The following is a 23,429-nucleotide window of genomic DNA, read 5'->3' as shown; positions in this document are numbered from 1 at the left end:
CGACCACCCCGGCCACCCCCCTCGCCACGACCCAGACCCCGTCGATCATGAAGTTGACGGCAGCCGGTGTCCACTTTGTCGCCGTCAACTTCATGATCGACGGACCGGGGCGACCAGGGGCCGTGCCCGGCGGACAGTTTGGGCGGCCGGGATCTTCACCACTCTCCCCCCTGGGTGGGCATCTGGCGGGAACGTGAGAATCATGCATAATATCCCTTATGCATGACAAACCGGACGAAACGGTGGGTGCTCTGATCGGGGAGTTCCTGACCGCCCGGGCCACCCGTAAGCCCTCCCCCCACACCCTGGCCGCGTACCGGAGGGATCTGACCACTGTCGCCGAGCTGGTGGCGGCGGACGGTGACACCACTCCCCTCCCCCTGGACCGGCTGGCGGTCGGCGTCCTGTCCCCCCGGGTGATGCGCGCGGCGTTCGCGCGGTTCGCCGCTCCCCGCGCCGCCGCGTCGGTCCATCGTGCCTGGTCGACCTGGAACAGCTTCTTCACGTTCCTGGTCGCCGAGGGTGTCGTACCGGGCAATCCGATGCCGGCGGTGGGGCGGCCCCGCACGCCTCTCCCCCGGCCCAAGCCGCTGCGGGGCGAGGACACCCCGGAGGAGCTGCTGGCGGCGGTGGCCCGGGCGGAGGGCCGGCAGCGTGATCCGTGGCCGGAGCGGGACCTGGCGGTGCTGGCGCTGGCGTTGTGCGCGGGGTTGCGGCTGTCGGAGCTGCTGGCGCTGCGGGTGTCGTCGGTGGCCGGGCGTGACGGCGAGCGGCGGGTGGATGTGGCGGGTAAGGGTGGGCGGCCGCGTACGGTGCCGATCGAGGACGCCGTGGATCGGGTGCTGGCCGGCTATCTGGACAGCCGGCGGCACCGGTTCGGGTCGCGCAGTGTGCGGCCGGACGCCCCGTTGCTGGTGGATCGTCAGGGTGAGGCGTTGCGACGGGGTGGGCTGCAGTACCTGGTGGAGTCGTGTTACCGGCGGGCGGGCATCGGTGACCGGGTGCCGCGGGGTGCGCGGTTGCACGCGTTGCGTCACACGTTCGCGACGCGGTTGGCGGAGGACGGGGCGAGCGCGGCGGAGATCATGCGGTTGCTGGGTCATGCGTCGTTGGCGTCGTCGCAGACGTACATCGAGGTGACGGCGGGTCAGCAGCGGGCGGCGGTGGCGGCGAACCGTACCAACCGGGCGTTGTCGGGGTTGGCGCCGCCGCGGTGACGGGCGCGCGGCGGTCCGGCCTGCTGGCAGGATCGGCGGGATGCGGGTGGGTGCGGCGCGGGCGGTGGCGGTCGGGTGGGTGCGGGAGCGGGTGCGCGTCGATCGGTCGATCGAGGGGGCGTTGTTCAGCGGGTCGACTGTGGGGTTGCCGGACGACGCGGTGCTGCCGGTGTGGTCGGACGTGGACGTGTTGCTGGTGCGCCGGGAGCCCGGCGCGAAGGTGGGCAAGTTCGTGCATCGGGGGGTGCTGCTGGAGGTCAGCGCTGTCACGTGGGAGGAGTTGGGTGGCCCGGAGGACGTGCTGGGGTCGTGGGTGTTCGCGCCGATGTTCCGTACCGATGGGGTGATCGCGGATCGGTCGGGCCGGCTGGCCGCGGTGCGGGAGCGGGTGGCGGCGGGGTTCGCGGATCCGGTGTGGGTGCGGGCGCGGTGTGCGGGTGTGCGGCGGCGGATCGAGGGCGGGTTGCGGGCGGTGGGTGGGTCGGCGCCGGTGGCGGAGCAGGTGCTGGCGTGGGTGTTTCCGACGTCGTTGCTGGCGGTGTGGCCGGCGGTGGCGGGGTTGGCGGATCCGACGGTGCGGCGGCGGTACGTGCGGGCGGAGCGGGTGTTGTCGCGGTTCGGGTTCGCGGATCGGTATGCGGGGTTGCTGGACACGCTCGACGGTGGCGGGGTGGGGGTGGACGTGGCGCGGGTGCGGGAGCATCTGGCCGGGTTGGCGGTGGTGTTCGACGAGGTGGCGCGGTTGCCGCGGGAGGGGTTCGCGTTCGGGGCGGATCTGGGTGCGGCGGGGCGTCCGGTGGTGTTCGACGGTGCGGCTGAGTTGATCGAGGCGGGCCGGCATCGGGAGGCGATGTTCTGGGTGCTGGTGACGTACGCGCGGTGTCATGTGGTGTTGGGTGCGGTGGCGCCGGAGCGGGAGCGGGCGTTCGGGGCGGTGCTGGCTGATCTGGGGGTGGCGTCGGCGGCGGATCGGCGGCGGCGGGCGGACGGTTTGCTGGCGGCGTTGCCGGGGTGGCAGGCGGTGGTGGATGCGGTGGCGGCGGAGGCTGTGGCAGGCTGAGGGGGAACGCGACTGGCGGCACGGGGATGGGTGAACCATCGGGGAGCTCGTCGTGGGGGTCGACCGCCTGGGCCTCCGCGGGCGAGGTGTCGTATGTCTTCTGCGCGGTTGTTGCCGGGTGCCCCGGTGGCGGAGCGGGTGTTGTCGGAGGTCGCCGCGTCGGTGGCGGAGCTGCGTGCGGCGGGGGTGATGCCGGCGCTGGCGACGGTGCTGGTGGGTGACGACGACGCGAGCGCGGGTTATATCCGGATCAAGCAACGTCAGGCGGCGGAGCTGGGTTTCGTGTCGCCGCACGTGCATCTGGCGGCGTCGGCGTCGCAGGCGGATCTGCACGCGGTGCTGGCGGATTTCAACGCGGACAAGTCGGTGCACGGGGTGCTGGTGCAGTATCCGATTCCGGGTCACCTGGATTACGACCGGGCGTTGGCGGTGCTGGATCCGGACAAGGACATCGACGGGATGCATCCGGTGAACATGGGCCGGCTGGCGTTGGGGTTGCCGGGTCCGTTGCCGTGTACGCCGGCGGGGATCGAGGCGTTGCTGGCGTTCCACGGTGTGCCGGTGGCGGGCCGGGAGGTGGTGATCCTGGGCCGGGGTGCGACGTTGGGCCGGCCGTTGGCGATGTTGCTGGCGCAGAAGCGGCCGACGGCGAACGCGGCGGTGACAGTGGTACACACGGGGGTGGCGGACTGGCCTCGGTACACGCGGCGGGCGGAGATCCTGATCGCGGCGGCGGGGGTGCCGGGGATCGTGCGGCCGGAGCATGTGCGTCCGGGTGCGGTGGTGGTCGGTGGTGGGGTGCGGTACGAGGGTCGGCGGTTGCTGCCGGACGTGGACGAGTCGTGTGCCGAGGTGGCGGGTGCGATCACGCCGCGTGTGGGCGGGGTGGGTCCGACGACCGTGGCGATGTTGTTCCGCAACGCGGTGGAGGCGGCGCGGCGGCAGAGCGGTCTGGGCTGAGCGTCAGCCGAGGTCGACGACGAGGGGCCGGTGGTCGGAGATGGTGGCCAGCGGGGTGTGTACGGCGGTGACGGGTGGGAGCCGGTCGAGGCCGTGCCGGTCGGCGAGGATGTGGTCGAGTTGGACGCGGGGTTGCCCGGCGGGGTAGGTGGGGCGGCGGGCCAGGGGCTGCCAGCGGGTGAGGGCGGCGGCGGGGCCGGCGGGGAGGTTGAGGTCGCCGAGCAGGATCCTGGGTGCGGGCAGGGTGCGCAGGGCGCGGACGACGCGGCGTAGTTGCCAGACGTTCCAGCCGGGGACGAAGGACAGGTGGGTGGCGGCGACGGTGAGGGGGCCGTGGGGGGTGTCGAGGACGGCGGCGAGCACGACGCGGGGTTCGTCGCGGAGCAGGACGAGTCCGCCGCCGGGGCCGGGCGCGTAGATGGGTGAGCGGACGGGGGCGGCGCGCAGGCGGGTGACCTGCCAGGAGCGCACGGGGTGGCGGCTGATCAGGCCGATGCCGTAGAGGGGTTCGCCGTGGCCGTCGTCGTCGTGGGTGAGGGGGCGGAACTGTTCGCCGGGGGTGCCGACGACGGCGGCGGCGAAGCGGTGGTGGTCGGCGTGCAGGGCGCGGGCGGCGACTGCGGTGAGGTCGAGTTTGCCGCTGCGGGTCTGGTCGCGGTCGACTTCCTGGAGGGCGAGGACGTCGGCGTCGAGGTCGGTGACGGCGGCGGTGAGCCGGTCGGGGTCGACGAGCCCGTCGGTGAGGGATCGGCCGTGCAGCAGGTTGAAGGTGGCCAGGCGCACCTGGACACCGTACGTCGTCGTGGGAGTCTTGCCGGGTGCTGAAACTGTTGTGCTGTTCGATGCTGGTGTTCGTGGCGGTGGGGTCGGCCGGGGTGTGGTTGCGGCGTCGCCGGGGGCGGTGAGGCTGGCCACAGGTGGCGTCGTCGCTGGTGGCGGCGTGGGCAGAATGCGGCGGTGGATGCCCTGTCGTTGACGACGTTGCTGACTGCTGCCCTTCTGGCCGGGTGGGTGGACGCGGTGGTGGGTGGCGGCGGTCTGTTGTTGTTGCCGGCGTTGCTGGTGGCGGCGCCGGGTGTGCCGGTGGCGACGGCGTTGGGCACGAACAAGCTGGCGGCGATCTTCGGTACGTCGACGGCGGCGGTGACGTACGCGCGGCGGACGAAGCTGGACTGGGCGGTGGCGGGTCCGGCGGCCGGGTTGGCGGTGCTGACGGCGGGGTTGGGTGCGGCGTTGGCGGGTGCGGTGCCGGGTAGCGCGTACCGGCCGGTGGTGCTGGTGGTGCTGGTGGCGGTGGCGGTCTTCGTGCTGGCGCGGCCGTCGTTGGGTGTGGTTTCGTCGCCGCACCGGCGGACTCCGGCGCGGGTGGTGGTGGCGGTGGCGGTGGCCGGTCTGGGCATCGCCCTGTACGACGGGTTGATCGGGCCGGGTACTGGCACGTTCCTGGTGTTGGCGTTCACGGCGATTCTGGGTTCGGATTTCGTGCACGCCTCGGCGATGGCGAAGGTCGTGAACGCGGGCACGAATCTGGGTGCGCTGGTGGTGTTCGGGTTGACCGGGCACGTGTGGTGGGCGTTGGGTGCGGCGATGGCGGTGTGCAACGTGGTGGGGGCGGCGGTGGGCGCGCGGATGGCGTTGCGCCGGGGTGCCGGGTTCGTGCGGGTGGTGCTGCTGGTGGTGGTGCTGGCGCTGGTGGCCCGGTTGGGTTACGACCAGTGGATGGCGGGCTGATCGCGGTGGCGGTGCGGGCGGAGCACGACCGGGCGGTGCTGGCGGGTCTGCTGGGCCGGGATCCGGTGTTGCACGCGTACCAGTTGGGTGATCTGGACGATTTCTTCTGGCCGTACACGTCGTGGTTCCGGCGTGGCGACCAGGTGGTGTTGCTGTACCACGGGGTGGAGTTGCCGACGTTGCTGGCGTTCGCGGCGCCGGATCGGGTGGCGGAGCTGGCCGGGTTGCTGGCGGAGGCGGCGCCGGTGTTGCCGGCGCGGATGTGGGCGCACCTGTCCCCCGGTCTGGAGGTGACGCTGGGCCGCTGGTTCGTGGTGTCGGAGGCGGCGGCGCATCACCGGATGGCGTTGACGGATCCGGGCCGGCTGGCGGCGGTGCCGGCGGTGGGTGAGCCGTTGGGGCCGGCGGACGCGGCGGAGCTGGCCGGGTTGTACGCGGTGGCGTATCCGGGGAACTGGTTCGACGCGCGGATGCTTCAGACGGGCCAGTACGTGGGTGTGCGGGAGTGTGGCCGGCTGGTGGCGGTGGCGGGGGTGCACGTGTTCTCGCCGCGGTGGCGGGTGGCGGCGCTGGGGAACGTGACGACGCATCCGGACGTGCGGGGTCGTGGTCTGGGTGCGGGTGTGGTGGCGGCGTTGTGCGCCCGGCTGCGCGCGTCGGTGGATCATGTGACGTTGAACGTGCGGGCGGACAACGCCGCGGCGGTGCGGTTGTACGAGCGGCTGGGGTTCTCCCGGGTGGCCGGGTTCACCGAGTGCGCGTTGACGTCAGCGGCCGCGGCTGGGTGAGTCGAACCGGCCGGCGCGGATCTCGCGCAGGGCCCGGCGGCGGGTGTCGCCGCGCAGGGTGTCGACGTAGAGGCGTCCGCGCAGGTGGTCGGTCTCGTGTTGCAGGGCGCGGGCGAGGAATCCGCTGCCGGTGACGGTGAGTGGTTCGCCGTGCTGGTCGTAGCCGTGGGCGGTGGCGTGCAGGGCGCGGGGGGTCGGGAAGTACAGGCCGGGGATGGACAGGCAGCCCTCGTCGTCGTCCTGGAGTTCGTCGGACAGCTCCAGGGTGGGGTTGACCATGTGGCCGCGGTGGCCGTCGGCGTCGTAGACGAACACCTGCGCGTTGACGCCGATCTGGGGTGCGGCGACGCCGGCGCGGCCGGGGGCGCCGAGCAGCGTGTCCATCAGGTCGGTGACGAGGGCGCGCAGTTCGGCGTCGAAGCTGGTGACGGGTTCGCTGGGGGTGCGCAGGACGGGGTCGCCGATGATCCGGATCGGGCGCATAGTCATGCCCGGAAGGCTATCCGTTGCTTACCGCTCGTGGGTGGGCACCCGCCGGGGCGGTGGCGATCGTAGGGTGTGCGGACACCGTCGCAGGGAGGCCACCGCATGTATCCGCCGATCGAGCCGTACGCGCAGGGCATGCTGGACGCCGGGGACGGGCAGCGCGTGTACTGGGAGACGTGCGGCAACCCGGACGGCCGGCCGGCGCTGGTGGTGCACGGCGGGCCGGGTTCGGGCGCGGACGCGTCCTGGCGGCGGCTGTTCGACCCGGCCGCGTACCGGATCGTGTTGTTCGACCAGCGTGGCTGTGGGCGCAGCACTCCCCCGGCGTCGGATCCGGCGACCGACCTGTCGGTGAACACCACCGGGCATCTGCTGGCCGACATGGAGGCGCTGCGCGCGCATCTGGGGATCGACAGGTGGCTGCTGTGCGGCGCGTCGTGGGGGTCGTCGCTGGCCCTGGCGTACGCGCAGCGGCACCCGCAGCGGGTGAGCGCGCTGGTGCTGTTCAGCGTGGTCGCCAACACCAGCCGCGAGATCGAGTGGGTGACCCGGGACATGGGCCGGGTGTTCCCGCAGGAGTGGGCGCGGTTCCGCGACGGGGTGCCCGAGGCCGACCGCGACGGTGACCTGTCGGCCGCGTACGCCCGGCTGGTCGACGATCCGGACCCGGCGGTGCGGGATCAGGCGGCGCGGGACTGGTGCGACTGGGAGGACGTGCACGTGTCCCTCGCGGGCGGGTACGCGCCGGATCCGCGGTTCGCCGACCCGGAGTTCCGGTACGGGTTCACCCGGCTGGTGACGCACTACTTCGCGAACCGGGGTTTCCTGCCCGACGGGCAGCTGCTGCGCGACGCGGGCCGCCTCGCGGGCATTGCGGGGGTGCTGGTGCAGGGCCGGCTGGACGTCAGCGGCCCGCCGGACATCGCGTGGCTGCTGACCCGGGACTGGCCCGACGCGCGGCTGGAGATCGTGGAGGCCGGCGGTCACGGCGGCGGGCACGGCATCGGCGAGCGGGTGGTCGCCGCCCTGGACTCCTTCGCCGCCGCCACCTGAACCGCCGCGCGAGGCTGAGCCGCCGGAGGCCGGGCCGGGGGCCGGGCCGCCCGACAGCCCGTCAGCGGGCGAGCAGGGCGCGGATCGGGGCGGCCTTGGCGGCGGCCTCGGCGACCTCGGCGGCCGGGTCGCTGTCCCAGGTGATGCCTCCCCCGGCCCACAGGTGCAGCAGGTCGCCGTCGGCGGCGGCGGTGCGGATGGTCAGGCCCAGGTCGAGGCGGTCGGGTCCGACCCAGCCGAGCGCGCCCATGCTCGCGCCGCGTCCGACCGGCTCCAGCGCGGCGATGCGGGCCAGGGCGGCGTGCTTGGGCGCGCCGGTGACCGACCCGCCGGGGCACACCGCGCGAAGCAGGTCGGCCAGGCCCAGCCCGTCGGCGGGCGCCGCGGACACGGTGGACTCCGCCTGCCACAGGTCACACCAGCGGCGTACGGCGAACAGCTCGTCGACGCGCACCGACCCGGTGCGGGCGATCCGGGCCAGGTCGTTGCGTTCCAGGTCGACGATCATGACGTGTTCGGCGCGTTCCTTCGCCGAGGCGAGCAGGTCGCGGCGTCCGGCGGGGGTGGCCGGGCGGGTGCCCTTGATCGGGCGGGTGACCAGCCGGCCGTGTTCGACCGCGATGAGGGTCTCCGGGGAGGCGCAGCCGAGCGCCCAGCCGGGGCCGTGCAGGGTGCCGCCGTAGCGGGCGCCGGGCAGCGCGGCGAGGCGGGCCAGCGCGGGCAGCGGGTCGCCGGTGTACGGGGCGGCGGCGTGGCCGACGACATTGACCTGGTAGACGTCGCCGCGGGCGATGGCGTCGCGGACCGCGCCGACGGCGGCGGCGTGCGCGGCCGGGGTCCAGCTGTCGCGCCACGGTCCGAGCCGCCACGGGGCGGGGGCCGGGGGCCGGGGTGCGGCCGGGCGGTCGGTGTGGTGGTAGACGACCACGACCAGGTCGGGCAGCGCCGGCGCGGGACTGGGCGCGCCGGGCGACACGCCGAGGGCGTACGCGCCGGCGGCGGCGGACAGGTACAGGGCGGCGCCGCACACGGCGGCGGCGGGGTCGTGGCGGCCGGGGCGGGCCAGGTCGTCGCGGGTGATGCCGTGCGCGGCGAGGAAGCGTTGTGCCAGGTCGGCGGGGTCGCCGCCGTCGCCGGTCGACCAGTGCAGGCGGGCGGCCTCGGTGAGCCGGCGGCGGCATCCGGGCGGGGCGCCTGGTGCATCGACCTCCACCTGTGGGAGCGCTTCCACGACGTCTGGGCGGTTCCGGGTCATCCGTTCAGCCCATTCTGAGTGAACAAGACGCATCCTTGCTCGATACCGCGCAGTTTCACTTGGTACTGTGCGTCACTGGTCATGTGAACCATGACACAGTGCCCCCACAGTCCGGAGAACCCGATGTGTCAGCACCAGCCCACCTGCCCCTCCGCCGACGCGACCGACCGCGAGGCCGCCCGCGTCCTCGCCTGCTTCCCTGAGCAGGGCTGGAGCCTGCTCTGCAACGGCGTCATCGTCTTCGAGGACACCGGTGAGCTGCTCCCCGACGGGCGCACCATCGCCCCGCACCGGGGTCCGGCCCGCCACGCCCTCGTCGCCTGAGCGATCACGCAGCGTCAGTGAGCGTACGCGCCGGTCATGACCGGCCGGCGCACCGGCCGGGGCGGCGAGAGCCCACCGCCCCGGCGTCAGCCGCTCAGTCCTCGAACGCCTCCGGCGCGGGGCACGAGCAGACCAGGTTCCGGTCGCCGTACGCGCCGTCGATGCGACGCACCGGAGGCCAGTACCGGCCCGCCCGGTCCACACCCGCCGGGTAGGCGCCCACCGACCGCGGGTACGGGTGCGGCCACTCGTCGGCGGACACCATCGCCGCGGTGTGCGGCGCGTTCGACAGCGGATTGTCCCCCGCCGGCCACTCCCCCGAGCCGACCTTGTCGATCTCCGCCCGGATCGCGATCATCGCGTCGCAGAAGCGGTCCAGCTCGGCCAGGTCCTCGCTCTCGGTCGGCTCCACCATCAGCGTCCCGGCCACCGGGAACGACATCGTCGGCGCGTGGAAGCCGTAGTCGATCAGCCGCTTCGCCACGTCGTCGACGCTCACACCGGTGGCCTTGGTCAGCGGCCGCAGGTCCAGGATGCACTCGTGCGCGACCAGGCCCTTGTTGCCGGCGTACAGCACCGGGAAGTGCGAACGCAGCCGCGCCGCCACGTAGTTCGCGGCCAGGACCGCCACGCCGGTGGCGCGGGCCAGCCCGTCGGCGCCCATCATCCGCAGGTACGCCCACGGGATCGGCAGGATCCCCGCCGACCCGTGGTTCGCCGCCGAGATCGCCGGCCGGCCGCCGGTGCGCGCGCCGAGCGGGTCACCGGGCAGGAACGGCGCCAGGTGCGAACGCACCGCCACCGGGCCCACGCCCGGGCCGCCGCCGCCGTGCGGGATGCAGAACGTCTTGTGCAGGTTCAGGTGCGACACGTCCGCCCCGAACCGGCCCGGCTTGGCGAACCCGACCAGCGCGTTGAGGTTCGCGCCGTCGACGTACACCTGACCGCCGGCGTCGTGGACCTTCGCGCACAGCTGCGCGATGCCGGTCTCGTACACGCCGTGCGTCGACGGGTACGTCACCATGATCGCGGCGAGCGCGTCCCGGTGCTTGTCGATCTTCGCGTCGAGGTCGACCAGGTCGACGTTGCCGTCGGCGTCGCAGCCGACCACCACGACCCGCATGCCGGCCATGACCGCGGACGCGGCGTTGGTGCCGTGCGCCGACGACGGGATCAGGCACACGTCGCGGTGGCCCTCGCCGCGCTCACGGTGGTAGCCGCGGATCGCCAGCAGCCCGGCCAGCTCACCCTGGGATCCGGCGTTGGGCTGCACGCTGACCGCGTCGTAGCCGGTGACCTCGGCCAGCCAGCCCTGAAGCTGCGCGATCAGCTCCCGGTACCCGGCGGTCTGCTCGTCCGGCGCGAACGGGTGCAGGTGCGCGAACTCCGGCCAGGTGATCGGTTCCATCTCGGTGGTGGCGTTGAGCTTCATCGTGCACGACCCCAGCGGGATCATGCCCCGGTCCAGCGCGTAGTCGAAGTCGGCCAGCCGGCGCAGGTAACGCAGCATCGCCGTCTCGGAGTGGTGGCTGTGGAACACCGGGTGGGTGAGGAAGTCCGACGTGCGGGCCAGCCCGTCCGGCAGGCCCGCGCCGGCGTCGCCGTCGAACCCGTCGACGCCGAACGCCGCCCACACGGCCTGAAGGTGCGCGGGCGTGGTGGTCTCGTCGCAGGACACACCGACCCGGTCGGCGTCGACCAGCCGCAGGTTCACGTTGCGCGCCGCCGCGGCGGCCACCACCTGCGCGGCCCGGCCCGGCACGATCGCGGTGACGGTGTCGAAGAACGCGACGTCCGCGACCCGCACGCCCCCGGCGCGCAGCCCGGCCGCGAGCCGCGCCGCCGCCTCGTGGGTACGCCGGGCGATGGCGCGCAGCCCGTCCGGCCCGTGGTAGACGGCGTACATGCCGGCCATCACCGCGAGGAGCACCTGGGCGGTGCAGATGTTGCTGGTCGCCTTCTCCCGGCGGATGTGCTGCTCGCGGGTCTGCAACGCCAGCCGGTACGCCGGGTTGCCGTCGGCGTCGCGGGACACCCCGACCAGCCGGCCCGGCAGCATCCGCTCCAGGCCCGGACGCACCGCCAGGTAACCGGCGTGCGGCCCGCCGAAGCCCATCGGTACGCCGAAGCGCTGGGTGGTGCCGGCGGCGATGTCGGCGCCGATGTCGCCCGGCGGGCGCAGCAGCGTCAACGCCAGCAGATCCGCCGCCACGGTCACCAGCGCGCCTACCCCGTGTGCCGCCTCGACCAGGGCGCGGTGGTCGCGTACCGCGCCGGACGCGCCCGGGTACTGAAGGTGCAGGCCGAAGAACTCCGCCGGCAGTTCGTCACGGTCGACGTCGACCACGCGCACCTCGATGCCGAGCGGCTCGGCGCGGCCGGCGATCACCGCGACGGTCTGCGGCAGCGCGTCGGCGTCCACCACGTACACCGGGCTCTTGCTCCTCGACGCGCGGCGGGCGAGCGTCATCGCCTCGGCCGCGGCGGTGCCCTCGTCGAGCATCGAGGCGTTCGCGGTGGCCAGCCCGGTCAGGTCGGTGACCATGGTCTGGAAGTTCAGCAGCGCCTCCAGCCGGCCCTGGCTGATCTCCGGCTGGTACGGCGTGTACGCGGTGTACCAGGCCGGGTTCTCCAGCACGTTGCGGCGGATCACCGCCGGGGTGTGCGTGCCGTGGTAGCCCAGGCCGATCATGGACACGGCGACGGTGTTGCGGGCGGCCAGGGCCCGCAGCTCGGCGACGGCCTCCCGCTCGCTGGCCGGGGCGGGCAGGTCCAGGGTGCCGTGCCAGCGGATCACCTCGGGGATCGCGGCGTCCATCAGCTCGCCGACGGAGCTGTAACCGACGGTGTCCAGCATCCGGCGTTCGTCGTCGCGGCCGGGGCCGATGTGCCGGTCGGCGAACTGCTCTGCGGTCATGCGCTGCGCTCCTTGGTGGGGCGAGGTCGACGGGTCGGCCTCCCCCTGAGTCGCGCTGACGCGCTCCACAGCGCCTGCCCACGTGGTCCTTTTGCCTGAGAGGTTCCGGGGAGAATCTGCCCCTTCGGCGCCGTCGGGTCGACGGTCTCTCCCACGTGGGTGGTACCGGCACCTCCCACGCTACCAGCGGGCGTGTTTCCGGCTCATGTCCCGGGGGTTGATCACACCGGCGCCGGAGCCGCCGCCAGCCGGTCGGCCAGCGCACACAGCGTGGCGCCCAGCGGGGCGTCCAGGCGCAGCGCCGCGTACCCGTCGCCGCGGGTGGCGCCCTGGTTGACGATCGCCACCGGGATGCCGTGGCGGGCCGCGCGCAGCACGAACCGCCGCCCCGACATCACCGTCAGCGACGACCCGAGCACCAGCAGCGCCCGGGCCCGCTCGACGAGCGCGAAACAGTCCGCGACCCGGGGCGCCGGGACCGTCTCGCCGAAGAACACCACGTCCGGTTTCAGCATGCCGGTGCCGCAGACCCCGCAGCCGACGGTGCGGAACCCGGTCACCGCCTCGTCGGGCAGGTCCACGTCGCCGTCGGGGTTGACGCGCGCCACCCGGGCGTCGAAGCCCGGGTTCGCCTCCGACAGGCGCCGGTGCAGCTCGTCACGGCCGGTGGCGTTGCCGCAGTCCAGGCAGGTCACCTCGTCGAGGCGGCCGTGCAACTCGATCACACCCGTGGCGCCGGCGGCGGTGTGCAGCCCGTCGACGTTCTGAGTGATGATCCCGCCGAGCAGCCCGGCGTCCTGCAGCCGGGCCACCGCCCGGTGCCCGTCGTTGGGCGCCGCCCGGGCGATGGTCTGCCAGCCCAGGTGGCTGCGCGCCCAGTACCGCCGCCGCGCCAGCGGATCCCGGGTGAACTCCTGGTACGTCATCGGGGTGTGCCGGCGCGCCGCGCCGCTGGGCCCCCGGTAGTCCGGAATGCCCGACTCGGTGGACAGGCCCGCGCCGCTGAGCACCACCACGTCCCCGGCCGCCACCAGCCGCGCCAGTTCCTCGAACGCCTCACTCACCCGTCCATCGTCCCTCGCCGGCCCCGCACCTCCCACCCCGCCGCCCGCTCCCCGCCGGCTCTCCCGCCGTCGATCATGAGGTTGGCGGTGTCCGGACCGGCGTGTCGGGCCGCCAACCTCATGATCGACGAGGCCGGTCGCCCGGCGGGGGCCGGTGTGGCGGGCTAGGTTGAGCGCATGCGCGTCGTCATCGCCGGAGGGCACGGAAAGATCGCCAAACTGCTGGAGCGGGAACTGGCCGGACGCGGAGACACCGCGCTCGGACTGATCCGCAACCCCGACCACGCCGCCGCCCTGCGCGCCGCCGGCGCCGAACCCGTCGTGTGCGACCTGGAACACACCGACGTCGACACCCTCGCCGCCCACCTCGCCGGCGCCGACGCGGTCGTGTTCGCCGCCGGCGCCGGACCCGGCAGCGGCGCCGCCCGCAAGGACACCGTCGACCGGGGCGCCGCCGTGCTCCTCGCCGACGCCGCCGTCCAGGCCGGGGTACGCCGCTACCTGCTGGTCTCCTCCATGGGCGTGGACGCCGCGCCGGCCGACGGCACCGACGACGTGTGGGCGGCGTACCTGCGGGCCAAGAAGGCCGCCGAGGACGACGTCACCGCACGGGACCTCGACGTGACGGTGCTGCGGCCCGGCCGGCTCACCGACGACGAACCCGCAGGCCGGATCACCCTGGCCCGGCACGTCGAACCCGGAGCGATCAGCCGCGCCGACGTGGCCCGGGTACTGGTCGCCCTGCTGTACGCCCCGGCCACCGCCGGGCACACCCTGGAACTCGTCGGCGGAGACACCCCCATCGCCGACGCGATCACGGCCGTCGCCGCCTGACCCGGCGGGCACGTCCCGGCCCGCGGTGAACGCGGGCCGGGACGCCGGTCAACGCTGGTGGCGGGACAACGCCGGCTGCGGCGAGCCCCCGCCGCCCTGCGGCAACTCCCGGGCGATCCGCTCCATCGTGCGCGACAACTGCTCACTGCCGTCGTCGAGGTGCCGGGCCGCCGCCTGCATGTGCGAGATCATCATCTCGCCGAAGATCCGCAACGCCTCCCGCGTCGCCACCGAGTCGTCGAACCCGCTCCCGGCGGCGCTGCGGTACTCCGTCACCGCCCGCTCGGCCTCCCGCTTCGCCTCCTCCGCCGCCGCCCGCATGTAACTCTCGTACTGCGTACGGGCGTACTCGGCGACCCGGCGGGCGTAGTCGTGGGCCTGCGCGATGATCTGCTCGGCCTCCCGCTGCGCCGCCGACAACAGGTTGACCTCCTTCGCCGCCGGCGCCACCGCCGCCTCGGTACTCGGGATCACCCCGTGCCGGTGCAGCTCCAGATGGTCGTTGAGCCGCTCGTTCTCCGCCCGCAGGTTCGCCACCTGCGCCGCCAGCAGATCCAGCTCGTCGGCCACCTGCAACCGGAACCGGTCCACATCGGACTGGTCGTAGCCGCGCCGGGTGAACGCCGCCGACCCGAACTCCCACCGCCGGACCCGGTCCGAGGTCAACCGCACCTGCACCTGACCGGACACCTGCTGCGCGTCGTAACTGCTGATCGGACCCGCGCTCACCGGCTCACCTTCGTTCGCGACTGCGGGGCTCGCAACACCGGCTCACTCCTCGCGCTCACCGGCTCACCTCCGATTCGTCAGAGCCCGTCATCGTCCGCCACGCCGGGCCGTACCAGTGCTTGCCGTAACCCTCGTGATGCACCTGACCCGGCTGGTACCCGGCGCCGGTCAACGCCGCCACCGAATGACCCACCATCTCGTCGGACCCGCACACGTACACGTGCCGCGACCGCCAGTCCCCGTCGGCCAGCACCCGGTCGGCGATGCCCACCGACTCGCCCGGCCGGGCCGGATCCGCACCGGCCACGTACGACACCCGCAGCCACGGATGCGTCGCCGCCAACTTGTCGATCGCCTCGCTGTCGTAGAACTCCGTACGCGAACGGGCACCCACGTACAGGTCCACCCGCCGTCCCGAACCCGCCGCCGCGACCTGCTCCACGAGCGCCTTCACCGGCGCCCAGCCGGTCCCACCGGCCAGCAGCAGCAGATCCGACGACCCGGCCTGCCGCAACGTCAACCGGTCGCCCACCGGCGACGCCAGATGGATCTGATCACCGGCCGCGCACCCGTACACCAGACGCGACGACACCACACCACCCGGCGCGGCCCGCACGTGCAACTCCACCGTGCCGTCCGGACGCGGCGCGTTCGCCGGCGAGTAGTACCGCCACGACCGCACCGCCGGATGCGACACCCCGACCGACTGGCCGGGCGTGAACGGCAACAGGTACTGCGGGCGTACCGTCAGCACCGCCACGTCGAACGTGCGCTGCTCGTGCGTCAGCACCTCCGCCACCCACCACGGCGGCGACTGCGACTCGGCGGCCTGCGCGCCCTCGGTCATCACCTGCGCGACGAGCCCGTACGCCGCGGCCCAGTCGGCGGCCAGCTCCTCGGTCCACGCCTCACCGCAGAAGTGCCGCAACGTCGCCAGCAGCGCCTCACCCACCGCCGGGTAGTGCTCGGCGCGCACCGCGAACTTCCGGTGATCCGCGCCGAGATCCCGCAGGAACCCGACCAGCCGGTCCACCTGGTCCACATGGGACACCACATGCCCCAGCGCGGTCACCAGACGGTCCCGCTGCCCGGCCATGTTCGTGGGGAACATCTGCCGGGTCTCCGGATGCGCCAGGAACAGCGTCGAATAGAAGTAGAGCGGCACCTGGTCGCCGTGCGCGGCGACCAGGGACCAGCTCTGCTTGAGCCGTGCGACGTCCACGCTCAGGCGTCCCCCGCCGACACGACCTGCTCCCGCACCTGCCCGAGCACGACCTGCACGTCGGCGATCACGTCCGCCGGCACACCCAGCTCGACGAGCGTCGCCGTCAGATGCTCACCGACCCTCGCGTAGTGCTCACCGGTGATGTTCAACGGCTGGTGCGCCTCGGTCAGCCCGCGGCCCGCGTACTCGTCGGGACCGCCGAGCACCACCGCCAGCATCAGCGCCAGGTGCCGCCGCTGCTCCACCATGTCCACGCCGGCGAAGTAGCCGGCCAGATCCGGGTCGGCCAGCACCTTGTCGTAGAACAGCTCCACCGCGGCCTTCACCGCGGCCGCGCCGCCGATGCGCTCGTAGTGGGAGATCGGGGTGGTCTCGCTCGTCACCGTCATGCTCGGTCCTTCCACCAGGGGTCCGCGGGCAGCGCCGCGGCAGGGGCTCGCCGTCCGGCGCGGCGTCACACAGCGTTCCGCCGTGACATCGACACGCCGACGACCGGAACGGACCATAGCGCGCCCGCCATGACACCTCACGCCGACCCTGTCCGGATCCCGAGAACTGTCAAACACGGACGGTCAACAACCCGCCCGGAGCCGGTGGACGCACCGCAGCCGCTCGCACACATCCCGTCAACACGCCCGACGTACCGTCCTTTACGGACATCGCGTGCACACATGCCGTGACCTGCGCCGACTCTCACCCGGACCGGTCCACACCGTCCACTCGCCTCAGCCACCGGGCGGAGACCACACCCCGTCACCAAAACACGAATCGCGCCGTACCCCTTTTCGGGCGCGGCGCGATCCCGTCAACGAGACGCGACGCAGGTCACCCGGCCCGGCGCCGGGCCCGGCGCGCAGCCAGCTCGTCACCCACCGACTCCGCCTCCGGCTCCACCGCCGGCACGGCCGGCCCCTGCCCACCCACCGGCTCCGCCGGCAGATGCGACAACGAACCCTGGATCTCCTTGAACGCACCACCGATCGCGATGCCGAACACCCCCTGGCCGCCCTGCAACAGGTCGACCACCTCCTCCGGCGACCGGCACTCGTACACGGTCGTCCCGTCGGAGATCAACGTGATGCCCGCCAGATCGTCCACCCCACGCGAGCGCAACGCCTCGATCGCCTTACGGATGTTCTGCAACGACACCCCGGCGTCCAGCAGCCGCTTCACGACCTTCAACACCACCAGGTCGCGGAACGAGTACAACCGCGACGTCCCCGAACCCGACGCGTCGCGCACACTCGGCACCACCAGCGCCGTCCGCGCCCAGTAGTCCAACTGCCGGTAACTGATCCCCACCGCCGAACACGCGGTCACACCCCGGTAACCGACCTCGCCGTCACCGGCCGGATCGGCCCCCACACCCGCCTGCTGATGCCCACCCGGACCAGGATCCCGCGGCTCGTGCATCCGGACCAACCTCCCCGCGCCCGTGGCGGTGCCGCGCCGACTCCCCGTACGCGCACCCCTCGACACGGCAACCCTAACGCCGCCCCCCGGACTTCACCCGCAGGAGACACCGCGACACGCCGCGCCGGCCACCGCCGCGCCGGCCCCGGCCACCCGGCCGGCACACCTCAACCCGCGAAGTCCTCCGGACGCACCTGATCCAGGAACTCCCGGAACTTCTCCACCTCGTCCTCCTGCTCGTCCGGGATCACGATCCCCGCCTCGCTGAGGACCTGCTCCGCACAACGAATCGGAGCACCCACCCGCAACGCCAACGCGATGGAGTCACTCGGCCGCGCCGACACCCGCACACCGTCACCGAGCAGCAGATCCGCGTAGAACACGTTCTCCTTCAACTCGGTGATCTCCACCGCCCGCAACGGCGCCTGCAACGCCGTCAGCACATCCCGCAGAAGGTCGTGCGTCAACGGCCGGGCCGGCTTGACCCCCTGCTGCTCGTAAGCGATCGCCGTCGCCTCGACCGCGCCGATCCAGATCGGCAGATAGCGGTCCCCCTCGACCTCCCGCAGCAGGACGATCGGCTGGTTGCTGGGCAACTCCACCCGAACTCCGACCACGCTCAGCTCGCGCACCGCCGCCTCCGTGTCGTCGTCACCTTGCACCGCGCCCTTCCCTGCACGGTACACGGACCAGGACACGGGAGTCCCACGCGCTACGTGCACCACGCCTCGCCGGACGGGCATACCCCGGCAAGCCTACGACACGCTCCACCGACCAGATCTTTCCGCGCCCGCCCACGACGAAGGGCCGGGCGCCACAGCACCCGGCCCCTCCACGACCTCACCGGCCCAACGTCGACCGCAGCCCCACCCGCACCAACGCCGCGTGCAACCGCTGCGACAACGCCACCAGCTCCCGCGCCGTCTCCGCCGCCCGAGCCCGCGCCGCCGGATCGCTCTGCCGCGCCAACGGCGCCACCAACTGCGCGAACAACCCGACCTCACGATCCGCCGCCGACCGGTACGCCCGCAGATGCCGAGGCTCCAGCCCGTACGCCGCCAGACCCGCCACCGCACTCGCGATGATCAACGCGTCCGCGTCGTACCACCCCGGCGGATCCGACACCAGCACACCCAGCCGCTGCAACTCCGCGAGCGTCGACTCGTCCACACCACTACGAGCGATCAGACCCGCCCGGTCCAGCCGCACCTCCGACGACTCGACCGACTCCGCCGGCTCCCGGCCCGGAACCTCACCACCCGGACCCACAGCCACCAGATTCGGCCGCCCCCGCCCCGGCGACGGACCAGACCCGTCCCACTGGGCCAACTGCTCCCGGATCACCCGCAACGGCAGGTACTGATCCCGCTGCGCGGTCAACACGAACCGCAACCGCGCCACATCGTCCCAGCCGTACTTCCGATAACCCGCCGGCGTCCGCTGCGGCTCCACCAGGCCCTCGGCCTCCAGGAACCGCAACTTCGAGATCGTGACGTCCGGAAACTCCGGCCGCAACTGCGCCAGCACCTCACCGATACTCATCAGCGCAGGCGCCCGCGCCGCCCCGGACGGCGTCGAAGCCGCAGGCTCGTTCACCCCCGGCCGGCCTCCTCCTCCGGGCGCGGACCGGCGATGAACACCACCCGGAACTTGCCGATCTGCACCTCGTCACCGTTGCTCAGCGTCGCCGCCTCGACCCGCTCACGATTCACATACGTGCCGTTCAGGCTGCCCACATCCCGCACCGTGAACGTCCCACCGTCACGGTGGAACTCCGCGTGCCGACGCGACACCGTCACGTCGTCCAGGAAGATGTCACTGTCCGGGTGCCGCCCACTCGTCGTCACATCGTGGTCCAACAGGAACCGGGCACCCGCATTCGGACCCCGGCGAACCACCAGCAACGCCATACCCGGCGGCAACGAGCCGGACATGCGGCTCGGCACCACATCGGTGTCCGGCCCCTCCAGCACTTCGTCGAGCGAACCGAGATTGAGCGTCGAAGTGACGTCGAGCGGGGGGAACTCGTCGTCTGGGCGCGTCATGGGACCACCTCACGGATCTGTTCGGTCGGCGTCAGGGAATGGCGGGTCTGGCCGCCGGGCAACACCACACCCGGCGGCTGGCTCCCCGTGCCCGGGAAGGCGCATTCCGCAACGCTCAAACTATTGGTTCTCGGTCGACTGGGCGAGCCTAGCCAGCGCCGAAATGCAGGGCAACCGGACGCGCGGAACCTCGCCGCCGCCCGGAACAGCACGAACTCAGCTCTCGGTGAGCTCGCGGTACGCATCGGCGGTCAGCAGACCCTCGACCGCCGCCGGATCGTCCGGAGTGATCTCCACCAACCACCCCGCACCGTACGGATCCGTGTTGATCACCTCAGGGGTGTCGGCCAACGCCTCGTTGCGCGCCGCCACCGTACCGCTCAACGGCGCGTAGATCTCCGACACGCTCTTCGTCGACTCGATCTCGCCCAGCGACTCACCCGCCGCCACCACCGCACCGGGCTCCGGCAGCTGCACGAACACGATGTCACCCAGGGCGTCCTGCGCGAAGTGCGTGATACCGACGCGGACGACACCACCGTCACCACCGACCACCCACTCGTGCTCGGCGGTGTACCGCAGATCCTCAGGAATCACCAACTGCGTCCTTCGTCATCGGTGCACCGGAGAAACCGGCGCGGCCGCGACCGGTCACGAGACCGGCCGGGCGTGGTCCAGCTTGATCGGCGCGTGCAGCTGCGAAACCTCCACAACCTCACGATCCTCGGAGGTCACGTTACCGCCGCCGTCCCGCACCGATGCGACCACCCCGCCGGGAATGTTCAACGCCGTACGCATCGTCGCCGGATCACCGATCACCATGATCGTGAACGGACCCGTCAACCGCCGCCCGTCCACCACCAGCGCACCGTCGGGCCCGTCCACGAAATACGTCGACGCGATGATCCGCGCCGCCGTACCGTCCGCGCCCTGGATCTGCATCGCCTCCGCGCCCGCACCCCGAAGCTCCTGCACCGCGTCCAGGATCCGCGTCGACGACACCGCCTTCGCCGGCCCCGAGAACCCCACCTCAAGACCCGGACCCACCGCCGGCAACGTCCCGGCCAGGATGCCCAGCTCGTCCGCCCGCCGCGTCGCCTCCTCCAGCGCCGCCTGCCGGCCCTGCTCACCCGACCGCAGCTGCCGCTGGCTCTCCTCCAGCAACTCGATCTCCTGGCGCAGCCGCCGCTCCCGCGAATCCAGATCCGACGAGATCCGCACCAGATCCTCCTCCCGCGTCGCCGCGAGCGTCGGATCCGTCGACGTCGTCTTGAACTGCACCACCAGCGTGAAACCCAGCAACGCCAGCAGAACCGCGATCATCGCGCCCGCCGACGAGAACCGCCGCGCCGCCGACGGCGTCCCGGCACCGGTCGCCGCACCCGGCTCCGGCTCGGACTCCGGCACCGCCTCCCGCTCCGCGGGCTCCGCCGACTCGTCCGGCACCGGCTCCACCGGCGCCAACGGGCTCAACTCGTCCGGATCGGGCGCGTCCGGGCGCGGATCCGGCTCACCCGCCGGACCCGACGGCCGCGCCGGCTCCCCCGGCCGCGGCCACCCGGTACCCGTCTCCCTGTGTTCCTCGCTCATCGCCACAAACCTACGCCCGGAACAGGTGCCGGCGGATCGCCGCCACGTTTCCGAAGATGCGCACCCCGAGCACGACCACCACACCGGTGGACAACTGACCGCCCACGCCCAGCTGGTCACCCAGGTACACGATCAGAGCCGCCACCAGCACGTTCGAGATGAACGACACCACGAACTGCTTGTCGTCGAAGATCCGGTCCAGCTTCGCCCGCACCCCACCGAACACCGCGTCCAACGCGGCCACCACCGCGATCGGCAGATACGGCTGCAACGCCGCCGGCACCGTGGGGTCCAGATACACCCCGAGCACCACACCGGCGAGCAACGCCAGCACCGCGATCATCGGCCACCTCCCGAGGGGCTGGAAGAACCACCCGGGCCGGACGACCCGGGACTCGACGACGAACCGGCGCCACCCGAACCCGACGGGCGCGCACTCGGACTCACCGAAGGCTCGGCGTAGCGTAGCCGCGGCTGCGGCGCCGCCGGCAAGGTGAGGTCGTCGACCCGCTTCACCCCGAACGACAAACCCGTCGTCCGCGCCACCTCACGCATCAACGCCGCCGCCCGGCTCTCGTCGAACCGGTCCCGCATCGACCTCGGCCCGATCGCCTGCACCTCGTACGGACCCGTCACCGGCCGGTAGTCGACCAGGATCGCCTCACCCGCCGACCGGATCGTCGACGTCGCCGTCAACCGCTGGCCGTTCACCGCCACCGCCTCGGCACCCGCCGCCCACAACGCGTTCGCGACCTTCTGCAGATCCGAATACAGCACCCGGGACGGGCCCGCGTCGCCGCCGGTCACCCCGTCCTGGTCCGCCGCCGCGTCGGCCAGCCGCACCACCACGCCGTCCCCACGCACCCGGGCCAGGCCGGTCCCCGCCTCCAGCGTGCGCAACCGGGACGCCTGCGAACCGCTCAACGCCGCGTCCCGCTGCCGGCTGACCTCCTCACGCAACTGCTCGGCGCGCTCGGTCAACCGGTCGGTCTCCGCCTCCCGCCCCTTGATCTCGGCGACCAGACCCGCCCGCGCCGTCGCGCGGCTCGGCTCCTCCGCCATCGTCTCCCGGTACGCCACCGCGAACAGGAAACCGATCAGCGCCAGCACCACCAGGCTCACCGGCCGGCCCAGCACCTGCCGCACCCGCGACATCGACCCAGTCGCCCGGCGCGCCGCCGCGTCCCCGTACCCCGGATCCAGCGGATTGCGGAACAGCTCGGTCAGGAAGTCCGGCGCGTACACCCGGTTCGACGGGTCGCGCTCCTTCTGCCCGTCCCCCGGCGGCGACGTGGTCATGATGCCGCCGCCTCCGCGCGCCGCGCCCGCATGGCCCGCACGAGGCGGCCGGCCTGCACCACGTACATCGCGCCGGCGACCCAGTAGAGGACCAGGCCCCACCAGGCCAGCCCCCAGCCGATCGCGCCGGCGGCGGTCCCGGCGTCCGGCACCGCGTCGGCGAGCAGCAGGATCGGGAACGCCGCCAGCAGCAGGAACGTCGCGGTCTTGCCCACGTAGTGCACCGGCGGCGGGCCGTAGCCGTAGCGGCGCAGCACCCCGAGGGACACCAGCAGCAGCAGTTCCCGGGCCAGCAGCGCGCCGGTGAACTGCCAGGGCACCACCTCGCGGGCGGTGAACGCGAGCAGCGTGGCGAGGATGTAGAGGCGGTCGGCCAGCGGGTCGAGCAACTCCCCGAGCCGGCTCACCTGACCCAGGCGGCGGGCGATCCAGCCGTCCACCCAGTCGCTGGTGCCGCCGACGGCGAGCACCGCGATGGCGGCGACGTCGGCCCGGACCACGAGGAACAGGTAGAGGAAGATCGGCACACCGACGAGCCGGACGAAGCTGATCAGGTTGGGCAGCGTGAGGACGCGGTCTCCCACGACCGTGGCGGTCCCGGAATCCGGTTGCTCCGCTGGAGCCGGCCGACGCGACACCGAACCCTCCCTTCGCAGCACGGTCCAGCAGCCGGACGAGCGGCCGCTGGAGGGACGTGCGCGTTGCCGGCCGGTCAGACGCCGGCGCCCTCTGTGATCCCGGGCTGGGACCTCCCCCGACGCGGCCCGCCTCGTCGCGATCACGGGCCGCCCAGTTGCGCTGCCACTATATCGGGCTCGCCGTTCTCCCCCGGGTGCCCGCTGCGTCGTTGCTTAGTGGTGTCACGGTGGCGACCGTCACAACCGCTAGGGCGTCCTAGGACACTAGTCGAACGGTCCAGGGCCGGGCGGACGCCGGGGCGCGGGATCAGGCGGTACGGGCGGTCGAGTCCGACCCGGCCTGCGGCGCGGTCGCCGTAGCGGCCTGGCTGAACGCGACCAGCGCCAGCAGCAGCTCGTGCTGCACCCGGTTGGGCATCCGGTCGAGCACGGCCTGCACCGCCCGGTGCCGTCTCTCCTGGAGGTCGCGCAGCAGCGTCTCCGCCGCCGCGGTCGGGATCAGCCGCACCTCCCGCCGGTCGCGCGGGTCGGCCACCCGGCGCAGCAGGCCGACCGCCTCCAGGCGGTCGCAGAGCCGGCTCGCCGACGACGGGACGACGTCCAGCAGCTCGGCCAGCCGGTTCACGTTGGTGTCCGGATGCGACACGATCAGCGACAGCACCCGCAGCTGGGTGGGCGAGACGCTGACCGTGTGCCGGGATGTGGCGGAGTCGAGCACACCGATGAGCGCCTCCGCAGCCGATTCGATGGCCGCGGCAAGATTCGGAGGTCGCTCCACTCGCTGTCCCCTGCGATCGTCCC

At 72.8% G+C, this 23,429-nt stretch carries 26 protein-coding genes and 1 riboswitch; of the genes, 8 read left to right on the top strand and 18 right to left on the bottom strand.

All coding sequences use genetic code 11. The annotated features are described in order from the left end of the window. The first annotated feature begins 218 nt into the window (after positions 1-218). The 3 genes from ABIH81_RS23570 to ABIH81_RS23560 all read left to right on the top strand — a co-directional run bounded on the left by ABIH81_RS23570 (position 219) and on the right by ABIH81_RS23560 (position 3,237). Positions 219-1,217, top strand: a complete 999-nt coding sequence (locus ABIH81_RS23570) for a tyrosine-type recombinase/integrase (RefSeq protein ID WP_349877061.1) — start codon at positions 219-221, stop codon at positions 1,215-1,217. 40 nt (positions 1,218-1,257) lie between these two features. After that, the gene (locus tag ABIH81_RS23565; RefSeq protein WP_349877060.1) at positions 1,258-2,277 is read left to right on the top strand and encodes a hypothetical protein; all 1,020 of its coding nucleotides are present in this window, start codon (positions 1,258-1,260) and stop codon (positions 2,275-2,277) included. A gap of 93 nt (positions 2,278-2,370) precedes the next feature. Continuing rightward, entirely contained in the window at positions 2,371-3,237 is an 867-nt protein-coding gene (locus tag ABIH81_RS23560; protein WP_349877059.1) for a tetrahydrofolate dehydrogenase/cyclohydrolase catalytic domain-containing protein, read from the top strand. Between the two features lie 3 nt (positions 3,238-3,240). Here the strand turns inward: ABIH81_RS23560 and ABIH81_RS23555 are convergent, their stop codons facing one another. Continuing rightward, complete coding sequence (locus ABIH81_RS23555) at positions 3,241-4,020, bottom strand: endonuclease/exonuclease/phosphatase family protein (protein ID WP_349877058.1); 780 nt, start codon at positions 4,018-4,020, stop codon at positions 3,241-3,243. A 228-nt stretch (positions 4,021-4,248) separates the two neighbouring features. Between ABIH81_RS23555 and ABIH81_RS23550 the strand changes: the two genes are divergently transcribed. Both ABIH81_RS23550 and ABIH81_RS23545 read left to right on the top strand, forming a co-directional pair. Further along, complete coding sequence (locus ABIH81_RS23550) at positions 4,249-4,968, top strand: TSUP family transporter (RefSeq protein ID WP_349881183.1); 720 nt, start codon at positions 4,249-4,251, stop codon at positions 4,966-4,968. Continuing rightward, positions 4,953-5,756: a GNAT family N-acetyltransferase gene (locus tag ABIH81_RS23545; protein ID WP_349877057.1), complete on the top strand. Its 804-nt coding sequence runs from the start codon at positions 4,953-4,955 to the stop codon at positions 5,754-5,756. Before ABIH81_RS23550 ends, ABIH81_RS23545 begins: the two co-directional genes overlap by 16 nt. Here the strand turns inward: ABIH81_RS23545 and def are convergent. Then, positions 5,736-6,245, bottom strand: a complete 510-nt coding sequence (gene def / locus ABIH81_RS23540; RefSeq protein WP_349877056.1) for a peptide deformylase — start codon at positions 6,243-6,245, stop codon at positions 5,736-5,738. The genes ABIH81_RS23545 and def overlap by 21 nt on opposite strands. Positions 6,246-6,344: 99 nt before the next feature. Between def and pip the strand changes: the two genes are divergently transcribed. Continuing rightward, positions 6,345-7,295, top strand: coding sequence for a prolyl aminopeptidase (gene pip, locus ABIH81_RS23535; protein WP_349877055.1), 951 nt, complete (start codon positions 6,345-6,347; stop codon positions 7,293-7,295). 61 nt (positions 7,296-7,356) lie between these two features. Here pip and ABIH81_RS23530 read toward each other — a convergent pair whose 3' ends face one another. Beyond that, complete coding sequence (locus ABIH81_RS23530; protein WP_349877054.1) at positions 7,357-8,550, bottom strand: chorismate-binding protein; 1,194 nt, start codon at positions 8,548-8,550, stop codon at positions 7,357-7,359. 123 nt (positions 8,551-8,673) lie between these two features. Between ABIH81_RS23530 and ABIH81_RS23525 the strand changes: the two genes are divergently transcribed. Then, the gene (locus ABIH81_RS23525; RefSeq protein ID WP_013286363.1) at positions 8,674-8,874 is read left to right on the top strand and encodes a DUF5999 family protein; all 201 of its coding nucleotides are present in this window, start codon (positions 8,674-8,676) and stop codon (positions 8,872-8,874) included. A gap of 94 nt (positions 8,875-8,968) precedes the next feature. On the opposite strand, the gene gcvP is transcribed toward ABIH81_RS23525, so the two are convergent. Both gcvP and ABIH81_RS23515 read right to left on the bottom strand, forming a co-directional pair. After that, positions 8,969-11,791 (bottom strand): aminomethyl-transferring glycine dehydrogenase, encoded by a 2,823-nt coding sequence (gene gcvP, locus ABIH81_RS23520; protein ID WP_349877053.1) that lies wholly within the window; start codon positions 11,789-11,791, stop codon positions 8,969-8,971. 73 nt (positions 11,792-11,864) lie between these two features. Then, positions 11,865-11,955, bottom strand: a riboswitch (glycine riboswitch). Positions 11,956-12,012: 57 nt separating this feature from the next. Continuing rightward, positions 12,013-12,855: an NAD-dependent protein deacetylase gene (locus ABIH81_RS23515; RefSeq protein ID WP_349877052.1), complete on the bottom strand. Its 843-nt coding sequence runs from the start codon at positions 12,853-12,855 to the stop codon at positions 12,013-12,015. Positions 12,856-13,032: 177 nt separating this feature from the next. Here ABIH81_RS23515 and ABIH81_RS23510 point away from each other — a divergent pair, with 177 nt between their 5' ends. After that, complete coding sequence (locus ABIH81_RS23510; RefSeq protein ID WP_349877051.1) at positions 13,033-13,689, top strand: NAD(P)H-binding protein; 657 nt, start codon at positions 13,033-13,035, stop codon at positions 13,687-13,689. A 48-nt stretch (positions 13,690-13,737) separates the two neighbouring features. On the opposite strand, the gene ABIH81_RS23505 is transcribed toward ABIH81_RS23510, so the two are convergent. From ABIH81_RS23505 to ABIH81_RS23445, 13 genes are all read right to left on the bottom strand, one after another. Further along, positions 13,738-14,418 carry a DivIVA domain-containing protein gene (locus tag ABIH81_RS23505; RefSeq protein WP_349877050.1) on the bottom strand — a complete coding sequence of 227 codons (681 nt, stop codon included), beginning with the start codon at positions 14,416-14,418 and terminating at the stop codon, positions 13,738-13,740. A gap of 55 nt (positions 14,419-14,473) precedes the next feature. Next, the gene (locus ABIH81_RS23500) at positions 14,474-15,640 is read right to left on the bottom strand and encodes a globin domain-containing protein (RefSeq protein WP_349877049.1); all 1,167 of its coding nucleotides are present in this window, start codon (positions 15,638-15,640) and stop codon (positions 14,474-14,476) included. A 2-nt stretch (positions 15,641-15,642) separates the two neighbouring features. Further along, positions 15,643-16,032 carry a group 1 truncated hemoglobin gene (locus ABIH81_RS23495; RefSeq protein ID WP_349877048.1) on the bottom strand — a complete coding sequence of 130 codons (390 nt, stop codon included), beginning with the start codon at positions 16,030-16,032 and terminating at the stop codon, positions 15,643-15,645. A gap of 436 nt (positions 16,033-16,468) precedes the next feature. Continuing rightward, positions 16,469-17,056, bottom strand: coding sequence for a MerR family transcriptional regulator (locus tag ABIH81_RS23490; RefSeq protein WP_349877047.1), 588 nt, complete (start codon positions 17,054-17,056; stop codon positions 16,469-16,471). 167 nt (positions 17,057-17,223) lie between these two features. Further along, positions 17,224-17,688: a bifunctional nuclease family protein gene (locus tag ABIH81_RS23485; RefSeq protein WP_174527870.1), complete on the bottom strand. Its 465-nt coding sequence runs from the start codon at positions 17,686-17,688 to the stop codon at positions 17,224-17,226. A 208-nt stretch (positions 17,689-17,896) separates the two neighbouring features. Continuing rightward, positions 17,897-18,598 (bottom strand): MerR family transcriptional regulator, encoded by a 702-nt coding sequence (locus ABIH81_RS23480; protein ID WP_349877046.1) that lies wholly within the window; start codon positions 18,596-18,598, stop codon positions 17,897-17,899. Positions 18,599-18,648: 50 nt separating this feature from the next. Beyond that, positions 18,649-19,101: an FHA domain-containing protein gene (locus tag ABIH81_RS23475; RefSeq protein WP_007071101.1), complete on the bottom strand. Its 453-nt coding sequence runs from the start codon at positions 19,099-19,101 to the stop codon at positions 18,649-18,651. A 216-nt stretch (positions 19,102-19,317) separates the two neighbouring features. Continuing rightward, on the bottom strand, positions 19,318-19,698 hold the full coding sequence (gcvH, locus tag ABIH81_RS23470) for a glycine cleavage system protein GcvH (protein ID WP_013286373.1): 381 nt from the start codon (positions 19,696-19,698) through the stop codon (positions 19,318-19,320). 54 nt (positions 19,699-19,752) lie between these two features. Next, on the bottom strand, positions 19,753-20,691 hold the full coding sequence (locus ABIH81_RS23465) for a DUF881 domain-containing protein (protein WP_349877045.1): 939 nt from the start codon (positions 20,689-20,691) through the stop codon (positions 19,753-19,755). Between the two features lie 10 nt (positions 20,692-20,701). Next, complete coding sequence (locus tag ABIH81_RS23460; RefSeq protein WP_091426880.1) at positions 20,702-21,034, bottom strand: small basic family protein; 333 nt, start codon at positions 21,032-21,034, stop codon at positions 20,702-20,704. Continuing rightward, positions 21,031-21,990 carry a DUF881 domain-containing protein gene (locus ABIH81_RS23455; protein WP_349877044.1) on the bottom strand — a complete coding sequence of 320 codons (960 nt, stop codon included), beginning with the start codon at positions 21,988-21,990 and terminating at the stop codon, positions 21,031-21,033. Before ABIH81_RS23455 ends, ABIH81_RS23460 begins: the two co-directional genes overlap by 4 nt. Continuing rightward, entirely contained in the window at positions 21,987-22,574 is a 588-nt protein-coding gene (locus ABIH81_RS23450; RefSeq protein ID WP_349877043.1) for a CDP-alcohol phosphatidyltransferase family protein, read from the bottom strand. The genes ABIH81_RS23455 and ABIH81_RS23450 overlap by 4 nt, the downstream gene beginning before the upstream one ends. A 361-nt stretch (positions 22,575-22,935) precedes the next feature. Further along, positions 22,936-23,406 (bottom strand): MarR family transcriptional regulator, encoded by a 471-nt coding sequence (locus ABIH81_RS23445; protein WP_349877042.1) that lies wholly within the window; start codon positions 23,404-23,406, stop codon positions 22,936-22,938. Positions 23,407-23,429 lie beyond the last annotated feature (23 nt).

It is taken from the genome of Micromonospora sp. HUAS YX12 (assembly GCF_040215685.1).
GTDB classification, from domain to species: Bacteria; Actinomycetota; Actinomycetes; order Mycobacteriales; family Micromonosporaceae; genus Micromonospora; species Micromonospora tulbaghiae.
Note: the sequence above shows the minus strand (reverse complement) of the source record. Positions and strands in the feature narration are given on the sequence as shown.